Consider the following 14,166-nt stretch of genomic DNA (forward strand, 5'->3'; position numbering starts at 1 on the left):
GGGTTGGGGTGAGGGCAGCTCTAAAGCTCGGAAAACGCCTTAAGCGTTCTTCAGCTCAAGAAAATACGGTTCGACCACACCCTTGATCTTCAGCGTCATCGGGTTGCCACGGCGGTCGCGGGCCTTGCCGGCCTGCACACGGATCCAGCCTTCGGCGACCGAATACTCTTCCACGTCATCGCGCTCGATGCCGTTGAAGCGCACGCCAACACCGCGCTCCAGCGCAGCAGCGTCATGGAACGGGCTCTGGGGGTTGATCGCCAGGTGATCGGGAGGGGTCTCGCTCATATCAGTGCTTCATTGAAGGCCAACGTGGCCATCTTCCGGGCGCAAGGATAACCGCTGGCGGTGCCGGGCCGGGAGCCATGGCTTCCGCTGCAGCGCTGGCGGCCGCAGAATGCGCGGCATCAAGTAGTGGAAAACCGTCATGCCCGACAACAGCGCCGATTACGAAGATTCCGATGAACTGCAACCGACTTTCGACGAGGACGACCATCCGGCGCGGGTCTGGAACCTGCTGTGGTTGATCAACCCGGGCGATGAAGACACCGCGTTGCAGCAGTTCAATGCCTGGCGCGAGGCGCGTGCCGGTGCCGAAGATGACTTCAGCGACGAATCCTGGCTGTGGGACCTGAAAGACGCCATCGATTGGCGCGCCGGCTTCTATGTGGATTGGAAGGACACCGATTCGTTCGTCGCGGCGCTGGATGAAATGGCCGCGCGCTGGAGCCTGCGCATCGAGTGGGGCGGCGATCTGGACGACGAGGATTTCGCCGCCGATATCGACGTGCCCACGCTGATGACCATCGCCCACGATCGTCTGCGTGAGTACGGCTATACGGTGTGGAACTGGAACACCGGCGGCGATGCCTATGCCGGTTGGATCGCACTGCGCCGTGACGATGAGGCGATGCTGGCGTTGTGCTCGCTGCTGGGCGTGGAAGTGCGGCCGGGCAGCGATCCGTTCTGATCGCAGACCCGCCGGTAGGCGCGGCCTTGGCCGCCAAGCACGTGGAGTGTCGGATTGCGGGCCGCCCGGCAGCGCCTTGCCGGCGGTTTCGCCGGCAAGGCCGCTCCTACGGCTGGTACAACGCCCGCGCATTGGCGATCACGCTGCGCAGCAGTACCCGGTCGGTATGCCGCGAAACAGCGCGTGCGCCGAGTGCGATGGCCTGCTCGCGCAGCGGCGCGGGCACGTCGTAGTGCACGCCACTGGGACGGTTCTGGAAAGCGCGGCGGGGAATCCCGAGCTGCTGCGCCAGGGCATGCAGCTCGGGCAGGGTGTCGGCCATCAGATGCGCCCAGCGCTCGCCGCGCCAGGGGTGTACCGCATCGTCGATATAGACCGTCACTGCAGGCCCGTGGCTCAGGCCTTGGGCTTGTCTTCGGCGTCAGCAGCAGCCTCGGCAGCCGGAGCGGCTTCGGTTTCGACAGCATCAGCCACGTCGACGGCTTCTTCGCCATCCACGCCTTCAAACTCGGAAACCAGGTTGGCCAGATAGTCGTCGGCGGTCTTGCCTTCGTCGGCGGCCAGGTCGTCGATCATCTGCTGCAGCTGTGCGGAGTACTCCAGGGTGACCTTGCGGCCTTCCTTTTCCTGCACGTTGGCCAGGTGCTTGAGCATGGCCAGCATAGGCACCGGATTGTCGGCATTGCCCATGGTCTGGCCGCCGATGGCCAGCAGCCACTCGGTGCCCTGCAGGCCGATGGCAGCAACCACCTGGCCTTCTTCATTCATCAGCACGGCGTGGTTCTGCACCGGCTGCTGGCCGTTCAGGCGGGCGAACGGGCGGCGCGGGGCCTGCTTCTTGCGCTTGTCGCGCTTGGCTTTGGACAGCTTGGACATGGGGTTCGGTCGTAGGAGAAAACAGCGCCCATTGTAGGCGCCCGGGCCGCATTCGCGTCTGAAGGTCGCGCAAGTGATGGCTTCAGGCGCGGGCGGGCAGCTTCCTGCACTCAGTCCGCTGCGGAAGGCGCCGCCGCCGGAGCGGCCGTCGCACTGGCTGCTGCAGGCGGCACCGGCAGCGAATCGGTCTCGTTGAGCGCGGCTGCTTCGGCATCCTTGGTCATCACCACGATGCTGATGCGGCGGTTGATCGGGTTCTGCGGATTGGCCTTGTCGAACAGCACCGACGAGGACAACCCGACCACGCGCGCCACCTTGGCTTCGTCCATGCCGCCTTCCAGCAGGGTGCGGCGCGCGGCATTGGCACGGTCGGCGCTCAGCTCCCAGTTGCCGTAGCCCAGCTGCGTGGAATACGCGGTGGTGTCGGTGTGGCCGGTGATGCTGATGCGGTTGGGCACCTGGTTGATGAAGTGCGACAGCTCCACCAGGATCGTCTGGGTGTACGGCATCAGCCGCGCGCTGCCCAGGTCGAACATCGGCCGGTTCTGCTTGTCCACGATCTGGATGCGCAGGCCCTCTGGGGTGATGTCCAGCAGCAGCTGATCCTTGAACGGCTCCAGCGCCTGGCTCTTGCTGATGGCTTCCTGCAGTTCCTGTTTCAGCACTTCCAGGCGCTTTTTCTCGCGCTCGCGTTCTTCCACCGGTGTGGGCAGCGCCTCCTGTCGGTTCTGGAACGGGTCGTTGCTGTTGCCACGCGACACGTCGGTGGCGCCGCCGAGCTTGATCATCGAGGTGCTGGCGCCGCCCGGGCCGGCCATGCCCGGTGCCGGCGTGCTGCTGGCACCACTGAGTGGGCTGGGGTTGCGGAAGTAGTCGGAAATCGCTGCACGTTCAGGCTTCGTGGTCGCGGCCAGCAGCCACATCACCATGAAGAACGCCATCATCGCGGTGACGAAGTCAGCGTAGGCCACCTTCCACGAACCGCCGTGGTGGCCGCCTTTCTGCACCTTTTTCACCCGGCGTACGATCACCGTGGGCTTGTTCTCGCTCATGGCGTGCGCCTTACTTGACCGACTTCAGGTGCTGCTCGAATTCGCTGAAGCCCGGGCGCAATGCTGACGGCACGGTCTTGCGCGCGAACTCCAGCGCGATCTTCGGGTTGTAGCCACGCAGGCAGGCCAGCAGCGCGGTTTTGACCGATTCGTAGATGCGCGCATCCTGTTCGGCGCGCGCTTCCACCGCCGCCGCCAGCGGGCCGACAAAGCCGTAGCCCATCAGGATGCCGAGGAAGGTACCCACCAGCGCGCCAGCAACGTGTGCGCCGACTTCCTTGATGTCGCCACCGATCGAGCCCATGGTGATGACGATGCCCAGCACTGCCGCGACGATGCCGAAACCGGGCAATCCGTCAGCCACCTTGTTGAGCACGTGGGCCGGCTCCATCGCCTCGTGGTGGTGCTTGTCCAGCTCCAGTTCCAGCAGCGGTTCGAGCTCATGCGGCTCGATGTTGGAGCCGATCATCAGCCGCAGGCAGTCGGTGATGAAGTCCAGCAGGTGGTGGTCGGCCAGTACCTTGGGGTAGTTGGCGAAGACCGGGCTGTCCTGCGGATTCTCGACATGCTCTTCCAGCGCCATGAAGCCTTCGCGGCGCGCCTTGTTGAGCAGTTCGTACAACAGGCTCAGCACGTCCAGGTAGTCCTGGCGCTTGTACTGCGGGCCCTTGAACGTGCCGACCACGGCCCTGAGGGTCTGCTTGACGGTCTTGAACGGCGTACCCACCAGGAATGCACCCAGTGCCGCGCCGCCAATGATGACCAGCTCATAGGGCTGCCAGAGCGCTCCCAGCCGACCGTGGGCGCCGACGTAACCGCCGAGCACGCTGATGATGACGATGAGCAGGCCGACGAGGATGAGCATGGGGCAGGCACGACAGAGGGGGACATCCCGTTGTCGGCGGTGGCGCGCGGTTCTGAAGTGTGAAGTTGGTAATCGGCCAAATTGCGACCGAAATCGGCCTGCCCGGCAAAGGCGCGACCAGAAGTGAGAAATCAATCCGTCAGCCGTTAGAGCGGAGCCGGGCTCCGCTGGGGCCTTACCGGTAACGCCCTGCCGAGCTTGGGGCGGCGGTTACAGAAATGAGCCGAGCCACGCTCAACTGGCCAGCAATGCCTCGACACCTTCGCGTTGCAACGGGTTGGGATAGGACTCGCCCAGGTCGACAAAGCGCAGCGATACCGAGTTCAGGCAATGCCGCTCGAAGGTAGGCGGCGGGCCGTCGGGGAACACATGGCCCAGGTGACTGCCGCAGCGGGCGCAGACGATCTCCGTGCGCACCATGCCGTGGCTGGCATCGCGGATCTCGCGGACATGCTCCGGCGCGAACGGGGCGAAGAAGCTGGGCCAGCCGGTGCCCGAGTCGAACTTGGTGTCGGAGCGGAACAGCGGCAGCGCACACAGCCGGCAGCAATAGACGCCGTCGCGCTTGTTGTCCAGGAAAACGCCGCAGAACGGCGCCTCGGTGCCGTGGTGCAGCAGCACCCGCTTTTCCTCGTCGTTCAGGCCCGCGATGAGCACATCGCGCTGGCTGGCAGTGGGCGGAGTGAGGTCGAAGAACGTCATGGCGATGAATCCGTGGGGCAGGACGCCATGGTAGGCCGATGCGCCCATCACACCAATCCACGCCGCCATATGCGTTCACCCGTGCGCCAGTCAGCCGGGCGCATGCTGAGCCCAGGATTCGGACAGGGGCGGCTTATGAAGCGATTCACCGGATGGTTGCTGTTGGCGACGCTGTCGCCAGGGCTGGCGTTGGCCCAGCTCAAACCGCCGCCGTCGCCGACGGCAACGCGGCCCGTGGAGTTGCCGCCGCCGTCGCCGCAGAAGCCCAAGGCCGACGATCGCAGCCAGGCTGCCGAGAACGCACGCCTGCGCGAGCGGCTGGAGAAGCCGGCCCTGCGTACCGAACCGGTCAACAAGCCCACGCCGATCACCCCGCCCGTCACCGCGCGCCCGGTCTACGGCAGTAATGGGCAGCCCTTGAATCAAATGCAGCAGACCAGCCCGAACCGGGTGCTGGACACCCGCACGGGCCGCTATTACGACACCGTTCCCAGCGGTGATGGCCAGCGTGTGGTGCCGCCGCCGAAGAGCACCAAACCGGCGGGACAGTAACGATTGAGGTGTAATGCCGAGCGACACCCGGCAGAGACTTCATCGGTAACGCTTCAGCGGAGCAGGGCGCCGCTCCAGCGGGCTTCAATCCAGTGATGACGGTAAGGCCTGCTCTCATTCGTCAATCGGCAGGGTCAGCGTCTCTTTCACCTCTTCCATCACGATGTAGCTCTTGGATTCGCGGACGTGCGGCATGGTCAGCAAGGTGCTGCCGAGCAGCTTTCGGTAGGAAGCCATCTCGTTGATGCGGGCCTTGAGCAGATAGTCGAAATCGCCGGACACCAGGTGGCATTCGAGCACGTTGGGCAGCTTCAGCGCGGCGCGGCGGAATTCCTCGAAGATGTCGCCGGATTTGTAGGCCAGGCTGATTTCCACGAACACCAGCAGGCTGGCTTTGACGAACTGCGGGTCCAGCCGCGCGTAGTAGCCGGTGATCACGCCTTCGCGTTCCAGCCGGCGCACGCGCTCGGTGCAGGGCGTGGTCGACAGGCCAACGCGTTCGCCCAGCTCGGTGAAGGAAATGCGTCCTTCCTGCTGCAGGATGCGCAGGATCTTGCGGTCGATCTTGTCCAGTTCGCGGCTGCGGGTGGCCATGGCGCTCTGTTTTTGATGAACGAAACGGGAAATTACCCTGTATTTGCACATGAATACAGCGATAAACACTGCTCAGGGCTGCATATACTGCGCCGTTTCCAGTCCCTGGCCACCCCGGTGCAGGGAATGATGGGGTCAGGAGAAGACAATGCGAGTTCTCGTGCTCGGCGCCGGTGTGATCGGCACGACCAGCGCCTGGTATCTGCGGCAGGCCGGCTATGACGTCACCGTCGTTGACCGCCAGCCCGCTCCGGCGCTGGAGACCAGCTTCGCCAATGCAGGCCAGCTGTCGTTCGGCTACACCTCGCCATGGGCCGCGCCGGGCGTGCCGCTCAAGGCGATCAAGTGGCTGTTCGAGGAACACGCACCGCTGGCCATCCGCCCCACCGGCGACCTCAACCAGTACCGCTGGCTGTGGCAGATGCTGCGCAACTGCACCTCGGCCCGCTATGCGGTGAACAAGGCGCGCATGGTGCGCGTGTCCGACTACAGCCGCGACTGCATCAACGAGCTGCGTGCTGCCACCGGCATCAACTACGAAGGTCGCCAGCTCGGCACCACCCAGTTGTTCCGCACCCAGCAACAGTTGGACGCTGCCGCGCAGGACATCCAGGTGCTGCGCGAATATGGCGTGCCGTATGAAGTGCTGGACCGCCAGGGTATCGCCCGCATCGAGCCGGCGCTGGCCGGCAAGACCGACATGCTGGTCGGCGCGCTGCGCCTGCCCGAGGACCAGACCGGCGACTGCCAGCTGTTCACCGACAAGCTGGCGGCATTGGCGGCCGAAGCCGGTGTTGAGTTCCGCTTCGACCAGACCATCACGTCGATCCAGCACGACGGTGACCACATCACCGGTGTGCACATCAACGGCAAGCTGGAGACCGCCGACCATTACGTGCTGGCGCTGGGCAGTTACTCGCCGCAGCTGCTGGCGCCGCTGGGCATGCAGCTGCCGGTGTACCCGCTCAAGGGTTACTCGCTGACCCTGCCGATCACCGACGCGGCGATGGCACCCAATTCAACCATCCTCGACGAGAGCTACAAGATCGCGATCACCCGGTTTGAGGACCGCATCCGCGTCGGTGGCATGGCCGAGGTGGCCGGTTTCGATCTATCGCTGGAGCCGCGCCGCCGCGCCACGCTGGAGAAGGTGGTCAACGACCTGTATCCCGATGGCGGTGACCTGTCCAAGGCCACGTTCTGGACCGGTCTGCGTCCGGCTACGCCGGACGGTACGCCGGTCATCGGTGCCACACCGTTCCGCAACCTGTTCCTGAACACCGGCCACGGCACCCTGGGCTGGACCATGGCGGCCGGCTCCGGTCGTTACCTGGCCGACCTGATGAGTGGCAAGAAGCCGCAGATCAGCAGCGAAGGCCTGGATATCTTCCGCTACAGCAAGGGGCAGCACTGATGCGCCCGGCACAGGCACTGATCGATCTGGAAGCGCTGCGCCACAACTACCGGTTGGCGCGCCAGCTGGGCGGTGGCAAGGCGCTGGCCATCGTCAAGGCAGACGCCTATGGCCACGGTGCGGTGAGCTGCGCACGCGCGCTGCAGGATGAGGCCGATGGTTTCGGTGTGGCCTGCATCGAGGAGGCGCTGGAGCTGCGTCAGGCCGGTATTCGCGGGCCGATCCTGCTGATGGAAGGTTTCTTCGATGCCGCCGAACTGCCGCTGATCGTCGAGCACGATCTGTGGACCGTGGTCTCGTCATTGTGGCAACTGGAAGCGGTGGAAGCGTTCAAGACCGACGCCACGCTGCGCATCTGGTTGAAGCTGGACAGTGGCATGCATCGCCTCGGGCTGTCACCGGAAGAATTCCGCGATGCGCATGCGCGTTTGTCGGTGCTGCCGAATGTCGGTCCGCTGGTGATGATGAGTCACCTGGCGCGTGCCGACGAGTTGGGCAGTAATCGTACTCACGAACAATTGGAGGTCTTCAACCGTGCCATTGATGGCCTGGAAGGCGAAACCAGTCTGTGCAATTCACCGGCATTGTTGGGCTGGCCGGACGTACGCAGCGACTGGGTGCGCCCGGGCCTGATGTTGTACGGCGCGGACCCGCTGTATCCCCAATCCAGCCCGCATGCGGCGCAGTTGCGGCCGGTGATGACACTGCAATCGCGTGTGATCGCAGTGCGCGAACTGGCCGTGGGTGAACCGCTGGGCTACGGCGCACGTTTTGTCGCCGACAAGCCAACCCGCGTGGGCGTGGTGGCGATGGGCTATGCAGATGGCTACCCGCAGTTCGCACCCAACGGCACGCCGGTGTTGATCGACGGGGTACCCGGTCAGTTGATCGGTCGCGTGTCGATGGACATGCTGACAGTCGATCTCACCGATCACCCACAAGCCGCACGCGGCAGCATCGTGCAGTTGTGGGGCAGCGCGCCGACGATTTCCGAGCTGGCACCACGCTGCAATACCAGTGCGTATCGTCTGCCGTGCAGCCTCAAACGCACGCCGCGCGTGTACATTTCCGGGTAATAAAAAGGGCCGCATTGCGGCCCTTTTTTGTTTGCAGCAACACCGTATCGTTACCGACCGGCAGTTCTGTTTTCGGATTGAAATTCGCGGCGCACCCAATCATCGAGAAGACGCTTTTCGTAGCGCAGCGGATCGGTGTTGCTCGGCAGCGAACTGTTGAACAGATAACCGCTGTCCGACAGCTTGCGCTCGCCCTGGCTGATCACCTGGCCACTGGCATCGGTCAGGGTGAACTGCAGGCTGATGCGCGGCGGGTAGATGTCGCGCATGAAACGCACGTCGTTGAAGTCGGGGCCGTGCCACGGCTCGTAGTCGCCGGCGCGCTTGATGTCGGTGATGGTCACATCCAGCTTCTGTCCGTCGGTCAACTGCTTGCTGGCCTGCTTGCGCAGATGTTCGGCCAGCGTCTCCACCCAGTCACCACGCTGCGCTTCCCAGCGGTTGCGGCTTTGACGCAGTTCGGTGAACTGGGCAGGGTCGTTCCACTGTACCTGTACCGGTCCCTCCGCAGTCAGCGCGCGCGGGGCATCGGGGGCGACAACGTTTCGCGGCTTGGCGTCGGCACTACCCACGGCAAGCAGGCAGGCCAAGGCAAGTCCAGTCACGGCAAGGGTCTTCATGACGAGCTCCTATGGCTTGGATGTGTATCCACAGTGTGGGCCCGCAAGCCAGACGGGGCAATGAATGGTGCCGGCGGTGCCGGCGCCGAGTTGCGCGATGGTTCATCATCACACTCCGTAAATCGGCCGCTGCCCAGACTTTCGGGCGCGCCAGAACCTCCGCCCTCCAGCTCACGTCTCTACATGCTCCCCCTCAATAGCGAACCACCGCTGACTCTGGCTGCCCTGGCCGAAGACGATCTGGGCGACACCTCCCTCTATCGGGAAGTGTTTGATGCCGCAGGTTCGGGCTTCTGCGTGATCGAAATGGTGTTCGAGGAAGGCCGTGCGGTGGATTTCATCTACCACAAGGTCAATGCGGCCTTCGAGCGGATCACCGGGTTGACCGGGGCCAAAGGGCGCAGAGCGCATGAGGTGCTGCCCGGACTGGAGGAGTACTGGTTCCGCGTATTGGGTCGCGTTGCGACGGAAGGGGTGATGGCCCAGTTCGAGCGTGAGGTGTCGCAGTTGGGACGCTGGTACTCGGTGGAGGCAGTGCGCATCGGCGCGCCGGACAAGCTGCAGGTGGCGGTGTTGTTCTTCGATATCTCCGCACGCAAGCGCATCGAGACCGACCTTGCCGAAAGCGAAGCGCGTTTCAGCGCCTTGGCCGATGGCCTGCCGATGCCGGTATGGGTGCTGGACGATCTGGGTCATGTGCGCTTTGCCAACACGGCGTTCACCACGTTCTTCGGCATCGCCCAGGACAGCGATCTGGGTCCGCGCTGGTGGCGGAAACTGCTGCACCCCGATGAACTTGCGCCGTTCGAGTACGAGCTGCAGGCCGCGTTGGTGGAGCGTCGCGAGCTGCATATCAGCGTGCGCGTGCGCCGCCACGATGGGCAATGGCGCTGGTTGGAAATGAACGCGGTGCCACGCTTCTCACATGATGGTCGCTTTATCGGCCTGGCCGGCAGCAGCCCGGATATCACCGAGCGCCGTGAAATCGAAATGGCGCGTGAGGAGCTGTTGGAAGCCGAGCGTGCGGCGCGCAATACCGCCGAGGGCATGGCGCGGATGAAGGACGAGTTCCTGGCCACGCTGTCGCATGAGTTGCGCACGCCGTTGACCACGATCCTGGGCTGGAGCGAACTGCTGCTGCAGCGCATGGACGGTGACCATCCGATGCGGCGTGGCATGGAGGTGATCGCCAGCAGCGCGATGACCCAGAAGAACCTGATGTCGGACATGCTCGACCTGAGCAGCATGTTGCTGGGCAAGGTGCAGCTGGAAGTGGAAGTGCTGAACCTGGCCGAGCAGGTGCGCGAGGCGGTACGTGCGCAGGAGCTGGTGGCCGAAGGCAAGGCGCAGACCCTGCGTGTGGTCACCCCCGACAAGCCCTGCCCGGTGCTGGGCGATGCCACGCGCCTGCGCCAGGTGCTCTCCAACCTGTTGTCCAACGCCATCAAGTTCACCCCGGTCGATGGCCACATCGAGGTGGAGTTGTGGAAGGACGACGGCCATTACGTGGTGCAGGTGCACGACAACGGTGACGGCATCGCGCCGGAATTCCTGGAACATCTGTTCAGCCGTTTCAGCCAGGCCGATGGCACCACCACGCGCCGCTACGGTGGACTGGGGCTGGGCCTGGCGATCGTGCAGCAGTTGACCGAACTGCACGGCGGTACGGTTTCTGCCGAAAGCGCCGGTGCCGGGCATGGAGCGACGTTCCGCGTGCGCCTGCCCGAATTCCAGGTGCAGAAAGCCGTGGGCCGCCCGCGGCGCCGGGTGCAGCGCGGGCGCATCAGCGACCAGGTGGTGGCGGCCAACGCGTTGCAGGGCGTGCGCATCCTGGCGGTGGAAGACCAGCCGGACATGCTCGGTTACATCCGTCGCGTGCTGGAAGAGCAGGGCGCGTCGGTCGTGATTTCAGCCAGCGCAGCCGAGGCGCTGGAGCTGCTCGACCTGCGCGGGCATACCGCTTTCGACGTGCTGATCAGCGATATCGGCATGCCGGGCATGGACGGCTACGGCCTGGTGCATACCTTGCGCGAGACCATGGGCGTGCCTGGCGACGAACTGCCGGCAGTGGCGGTGACCGCGCTGGCACGGGCAGATGACCGCAAGCGCGCGTTTTCGGCCGGCTTCCAGGGCCACATCGCCAAACCCTACAGCGTGGCCCAGCTGGTGGGCGCCATTCGCGACGCCCGCCTGCCCTGAGTTTCTTTGCATGAAGTTCACGCGCGACGGGGGTAGTGTGACCACGGTCACCTGCGAAACCTCGCCATGGCCCAGTACGCGCCCCATGTTTACAGCGATCCGATGACGATCGCGCAGCTTGAAACCCTGGCGGGTGAACTGCCGGGGCAAGCGCGGGTGATGTTGGTGCTGGACGACGGCGCCCGCGTTGCCGGCACCGTGACGATGCGCCCGGTGCTGCGGCATTTTGCCGACTGCGACGAATGCCCGGGGGTGAATGCCACGGTGCGCCTGGACGACCTGGTCCGGATTTCCCAGCAGCACATGCTGTGGCTGGACAGCGTGCGCCAGGTGCTGCGCCTGCCGGTGGCCGAGGCACCCTGACGGCACCAGCAGCGCTGGAGTGGAACCCCGCTCCGCTGGGGGTGGCTTGCCGGTAGAGCCCCCGCCGGGCATGGCCCGGCGCTACCCGGTTCGAGGCGGGATTCGGTGCGGTTCCGCCCATTTCGGCCCTGTACGGGCCCGGTTACGGCCACCCCGGTAGAATGGACGCCCCGTTTGACCAAGTATCGGCATGCCCGCTCCATACGACGCCCCGCTGGAAACCCTGTTCCTTCCCTTCTCCGCCTCCAATCTGCGCTGGCCGCAGGGGCCGGTGTTGTTCCTGCGCGCCCGCGACGGCTGGCCGCTGGGCGAGCACGCCACGGCCTCGCAACTGGTCTGCGCACAAAGCTTCCGCCCGTTTGCCGAGGCGCTGGAGCGCAGCGGCTGGGAAGTACGCAGCGAGCAGGTGCTGGAGGAATCCAGTGAGCGCTACCCGCTGGTGCTGGTGCTGCCACCGCGTCAGCGCGATGAGGCCCGTGCCCTGTTCGCGCGCGCGCTGGACCTGGTGGCGCCGGGTGGTCAGATCGTGGCCTGCCAGTCCAACAACGAGGGCGCGCGCTCCGGCGAAAGCGACCTGCAGCAGCTGGCCGGGCTGGGCGGCAAGCTGACCAAGAACCATTGCCGCACCTACTGGACCGCGCCGCAGGACGGCAGCCATGACGAAGCCCTGCGCAAGCGCTGGGCTGCGCTGGATGCCGAGCGCCCGATCCTGGATGGGCGCTTCCACAGCCGTCCGGGCGTGTTCGCCTGGGATCGCATCGACCCGGCCTCGGCGCTGCTGGTCGAACAGTTGCCGGCCACCCTGGCGGGCCGCGGTGCCGACCTTGGCGCTGGCTGGGGCTACCTGTCGGCCGAAATACTGGCGCGTTGCCCGCAGGTCACCGCGTTGGACCTGTACGAAGCCGAAGCGCGCGCGCTGGCGCTGGCCCGCCGCAACCTGGCAGGCAGCACCGCGCAGCTGGGCTTCCGTTGGCAGGATGTCACCGCCGGCATCGATGGCCGCTACGACTTCATCGTCTCCAATCCGCCGTTCCATACCCCGGCGCGCGAAGACCGGCCGGACATCGGCCGCCGCTTCATCGCCGTGGCGGCAGAGGCACTGCGTCCGGGTGGGCAGTTGTTCATGGTCGCCAACCGCCATCTGCCCTACGAACAGATCCTCAATGAGAGCTTCGGCAAGGTGCACGTGGCCGCCGAGCGTGACGGCTTCAAGGTCATCGTCGGCACCCGCGGGGGGCGTGCGTGAGGCTGGTCAAGCTCATTGCCAACCTGGGCTATGGCAGCCGCAAGCAGGTGCAGCAGATGTTCCGCGAAGGCAGCATCACCGACGCCGACGGCGAGGTGCTGTATGCCGACGACAAGGTGGAGCATGAGGCGATCCGCGTTGACGGCGAGCCGCTGGACCCGCCAGCGGGCATGATCCTGATGCTGCACAAACCGGCCGGTTACACCTGTTCGACCAAGGACCAGGGCCGGTTGATCTACGATCTGCTGCCGCCGCGTTTCCGTGATCGTGCGCCGGTGCTGTCCACTGTCGGCCGGCTGGACCGCGACACCAGCGGCATGCTGCTGCTCACCGATGACGGCGCGTTGCTGCACCGGATCATCTCGCCCAAGTCCAAGCTGTCCAAGGTCTATGAGGCCGAGCTGGCGCAGGACCTGAGCGGCAACGAAGTGGCGCTGTTCGCCAGTGGCAGCTTGCTGCTGGAGTCGGAAAAAACTCCGCTGCTGCCGGCCGAATTGAAGATTCACGACCCGCGTCACGCGCAGCTGGTGCTGCACGAAGGGCGTTATCACCAGGTGCGGCGCATGTTTGCCGCCACCGGCAATCACGTCGCCGCGCTGCACCGCAGCCGCATTGGTGGTCTGGGCCTGGATGGGCTGGAAGAAGGCCAATGGCGGATGCTGACCCCCACTGATCTGGACACCTTGTTCGCTGCATGAACACCCTCGCTGCGCTGCCGTTCCTTCCCGACGCCGTCATCTTCGACATGGACGGATTGATGATCGACAGCGAGCGGGTGTCCGTCGCCTGCTGGAGCCAGGCGGCCGAAGAATTCGGGCTGACGCTGGAGCGATCGTTTTTCCTCGGCATGGTCGGTTTTGGCGACCGCGATTGCCGCGCGATGCTGCGCCGGCATCTGGCCGATGATGCACAGGTCGATGCGATGAGCGAGCGCTGCCACCTGCTGTACGACGAACGCACACATGCCGGCCTGCCGTTGCGCCCGGGCATCGTCGAACTGCTGGAGCTGCTCAAGGCACACGACATTCCACGCGCGGTGGCCACTTCCACCCGGCAGCCACGTGCGGATCGCAAACTGGAGGCGGCAGGGTTGTTGCCGTACTTCCATGCGGTGGTGACCAGCAGTGATGTGTCGCGCCCGAAGCCCGAGCCGGAGATCTATCTGCTCGCCGCGCAACGTTTGGGGCATGCGCCCGCGCGCTGCCTGGCGCTGGAGGATTCACCGGCCGGTATCCGCGCTGCACTGGGCGCCGGCATGACGGCGATCCAGGTGCCGGATCTGGTGCATCCGGATGATGCCGTGCGGGCACTGGGTCACCGCATCGCCGGCTCGCTGCATGACGTGCGCCAGCTGCTGCAGCCGTGGTTGGGCAAGGCGCCGGTCGCAGCGTTGTAGGGGCGGCGTTCGCCGCGACGCATGCGGTGCGCGTGCCCCTGTGCAATGCATGCAATCGCATTGCTTCCATCAATTCAAAGAAGACCTGGCGCAGGGATTTCAATCGCGCCTACGGCACTGTGACGCCCTTCGCTCGGTAGAAACGGCATGAACGCGGCGATCATTTCCCAGTGCGCTGCGCTTACCCGGGCTACGGTGTTCGCATGGCAACGGCCGTACTGGCCATCGCACGGTTTACGCC

The 14,166-nt window shown here is 65.1% G+C and carries 17 protein-coding genes; 9 read left to right on the forward strand and 8 right to left on the reverse strand.

The window, feature by feature from the left end; all coding sequences use genetic code 11:
- Nucleotides 1–39: 39 nt before the first annotated feature.
- Nucleotides 40–288 carry a DUF3297 family protein gene (locus ABB26_RS15730; RefSeq protein ID WP_057635662.1) on the reverse strand — a complete coding sequence of 83 codons (249 nt, stop codon included), beginning with the start codon at nucleotides 286–288 and terminating at the stop codon, nucleotides 40–42.
- A 139-nt stretch (nucleotides 289–427) separates the two neighbouring features.
- Here ABB26_RS15730 and ABB26_RS15735 point away from each other — a divergent pair, with 139 nt between their 5' ends.
- Nucleotides 428–970 (forward strand): DUF6630 family protein, encoded by a 543-nt coding sequence (locus tag ABB26_RS15735; protein ID WP_057635663.1) that lies wholly within the window; start codon nucleotides 428–430, stop codon nucleotides 968–970.
- Nucleotides 971–1,076: 106 nt separating this feature from the next.
- Here ABB26_RS15735 and ABB26_RS15740 read toward each other — a convergent pair whose 3' ends face one another.
- From ABB26_RS15740 to msrB, 5 genes are all read right to left on the reverse strand, one after another.
- Nucleotides 1,077–1,352, reverse strand: coding sequence for a DUF4031 domain-containing protein (locus ABB26_RS15740; protein ID WP_057635664.1), 276 nt, complete (start codon nucleotides 1,350–1,352; stop codon nucleotides 1,077–1,079).
- Between the two features lie 14 nt (nucleotides 1,353–1,366).
- Entirely contained in the window at nucleotides 1,367–1,846 is a 480-nt protein-coding gene (locus ABB26_RS15745; RefSeq protein WP_057635665.1) for a hypothetical protein, read from the reverse strand.
- A 110-nt stretch (nucleotides 1,847–1,956) separates the two neighbouring features.
- Nucleotides 1,957–2,898 (reverse strand): flagellar motor protein MotB, encoded by a 942-nt coding sequence (gene motB / locus ABB26_RS15750; protein WP_057635666.1) that lies wholly within the window; start codon nucleotides 2,896–2,898, stop codon nucleotides 1,957–1,959.
- Between the two features lie 10 nt (nucleotides 2,899–2,908).
- Nucleotides 2,909–3,763 carry a flagellar motor stator protein MotA gene (gene motA, locus ABB26_RS15755; RefSeq protein ID WP_057635667.1) on the reverse strand — a complete coding sequence of 285 codons (855 nt, stop codon included), beginning with the start codon at nucleotides 3,761–3,763 and terminating at the stop codon, nucleotides 2,909–2,911.
- A 234-nt stretch (nucleotides 3,764–3,997) separates the two neighbouring features.
- Nucleotides 3,998–4,465, reverse strand: a complete 468-nt coding sequence (gene msrB / locus ABB26_RS15760) for a peptide-methionine (R)-S-oxide reductase MsrB (protein ID WP_057635719.1) — start codon at nucleotides 4,463–4,465, stop codon at nucleotides 3,998–4,000.
- 135 nt (nucleotides 4,466–4,600) lie between these two features.
- Here msrB and ABB26_RS15765 point away from each other — a divergent pair, with 135 nt between their 5' ends.
- Complete coding sequence (locus tag ABB26_RS15765; RefSeq protein ID WP_057635668.1) at nucleotides 4,601–5,017, forward strand: hypothetical protein; 417 nt, start codon at nucleotides 4,601–4,603, stop codon at nucleotides 5,015–5,017.
- A 114-nt stretch (nucleotides 5,018–5,131) separates the two neighbouring features.
- Here the strand turns inward: ABB26_RS15765 and ABB26_RS15770 are convergent, their stop codons facing one another.
- The gene (locus tag ABB26_RS15770; RefSeq protein ID WP_057635669.1) at nucleotides 5,132–5,611 is read right to left on the reverse strand and encodes a winged helix-turn-helix transcriptional regulator; all 480 of its coding nucleotides are present in this window, start codon (nucleotides 5,609–5,611) and stop codon (nucleotides 5,132–5,134) included.
- Between the two features lie 148 nt (nucleotides 5,612–5,759).
- Between ABB26_RS15770 and ABB26_RS15775 the strand changes: the two genes are divergently transcribed.
- Together ABB26_RS15775 and alr are read left to right on the forward strand one after the other, a co-directional pair.
- Entirely contained in the window at nucleotides 5,760–7,025 is a 1,266-nt protein-coding gene (locus ABB26_RS15775; RefSeq protein ID WP_057635670.1) for a D-amino acid dehydrogenase, read from the forward strand.
- Nucleotides 7,025–8,101 (forward strand): alanine racemase, encoded by a 1,077-nt coding sequence (alr, locus tag ABB26_RS15780; RefSeq protein WP_057635671.1) that lies wholly within the window; start codon nucleotides 7,025–7,027, stop codon nucleotides 8,099–8,101. Before ABB26_RS15775 ends, alr begins: the two co-directional genes overlap by 1 nt.
- Before the next feature lie 50 nt (nucleotides 8,102–8,151).
- Here alr and ABB26_RS15785 read toward each other — a convergent pair whose 3' ends face one another.
- A complete protein-coding gene (locus ABB26_RS15785; RefSeq protein ID WP_057635672.1) occupies nucleotides 8,152–8,721 on the reverse strand; it encodes a DUF3016 domain-containing protein in 570 nt (189 codons plus the stop codon).
- Between the two features lie 183 nt (nucleotides 8,722–8,904).
- On the opposite strand from ABB26_RS15785, the gene ABB26_RS15790 reads away from it, so the two are divergent.
- From ABB26_RS15790 to ABB26_RS15810, 5 genes are all read left to right on the forward strand, one after another.
- Nucleotides 8,905–10,920, forward strand: a complete 2,016-nt coding sequence (locus ABB26_RS15790; protein ID WP_057635673.1) for an ATP-binding response regulator — start codon at nucleotides 8,905–8,907, stop codon at nucleotides 10,918–10,920.
- Nucleotides 10,921–10,986: 66 nt separating this feature from the next.
- Nucleotides 10,987–11,283, forward strand: a complete 297-nt coding sequence (locus tag ABB26_RS15795; RefSeq protein WP_057635674.1) for a DUF3247 family protein — start codon at nucleotides 10,987–10,989, stop codon at nucleotides 11,281–11,283.
- A gap of 190 nt (nucleotides 11,284–11,473) precedes the next feature.
- Nucleotides 11,474–12,529, forward strand: a complete 1,056-nt coding sequence (locus ABB26_RS15800) for a class I SAM-dependent methyltransferase (RefSeq protein ID WP_057635675.1) — start codon at nucleotides 11,474–11,476, stop codon at nucleotides 12,527–12,529.
- Nucleotides 12,526–13,227 carry a pseudouridine synthase gene (locus tag ABB26_RS15805; protein WP_057635676.1) on the forward strand — a complete coding sequence of 234 codons (702 nt, stop codon included), beginning with the start codon at nucleotides 12,526–12,528 and terminating at the stop codon, nucleotides 13,225–13,227. Before ABB26_RS15800 ends, ABB26_RS15805 begins: the two co-directional genes overlap by 4 nt.
- A complete protein-coding gene (locus ABB26_RS15810; protein ID WP_057635677.1) occupies nucleotides 13,224–13,925 on the forward strand; it encodes an HAD family hydrolase in 702 nt (233 codons plus the stop codon). The genes ABB26_RS15805 and ABB26_RS15810 overlap by 4 nt, the downstream gene beginning before the upstream one ends.
- The last annotated feature ends 241 nt before the right edge of the window (nucleotides 13,926–14,166 follow it).

Origin of the sequence: Stenotrophomonas humi (assembly GCF_001431415.1) — a bacterium.
Lineage (GTDB): Bacteria > Pseudomonadota > Gammaproteobacteria > Xanthomonadales > Xanthomonadaceae > Stenotrophomonas > Stenotrophomonas humi.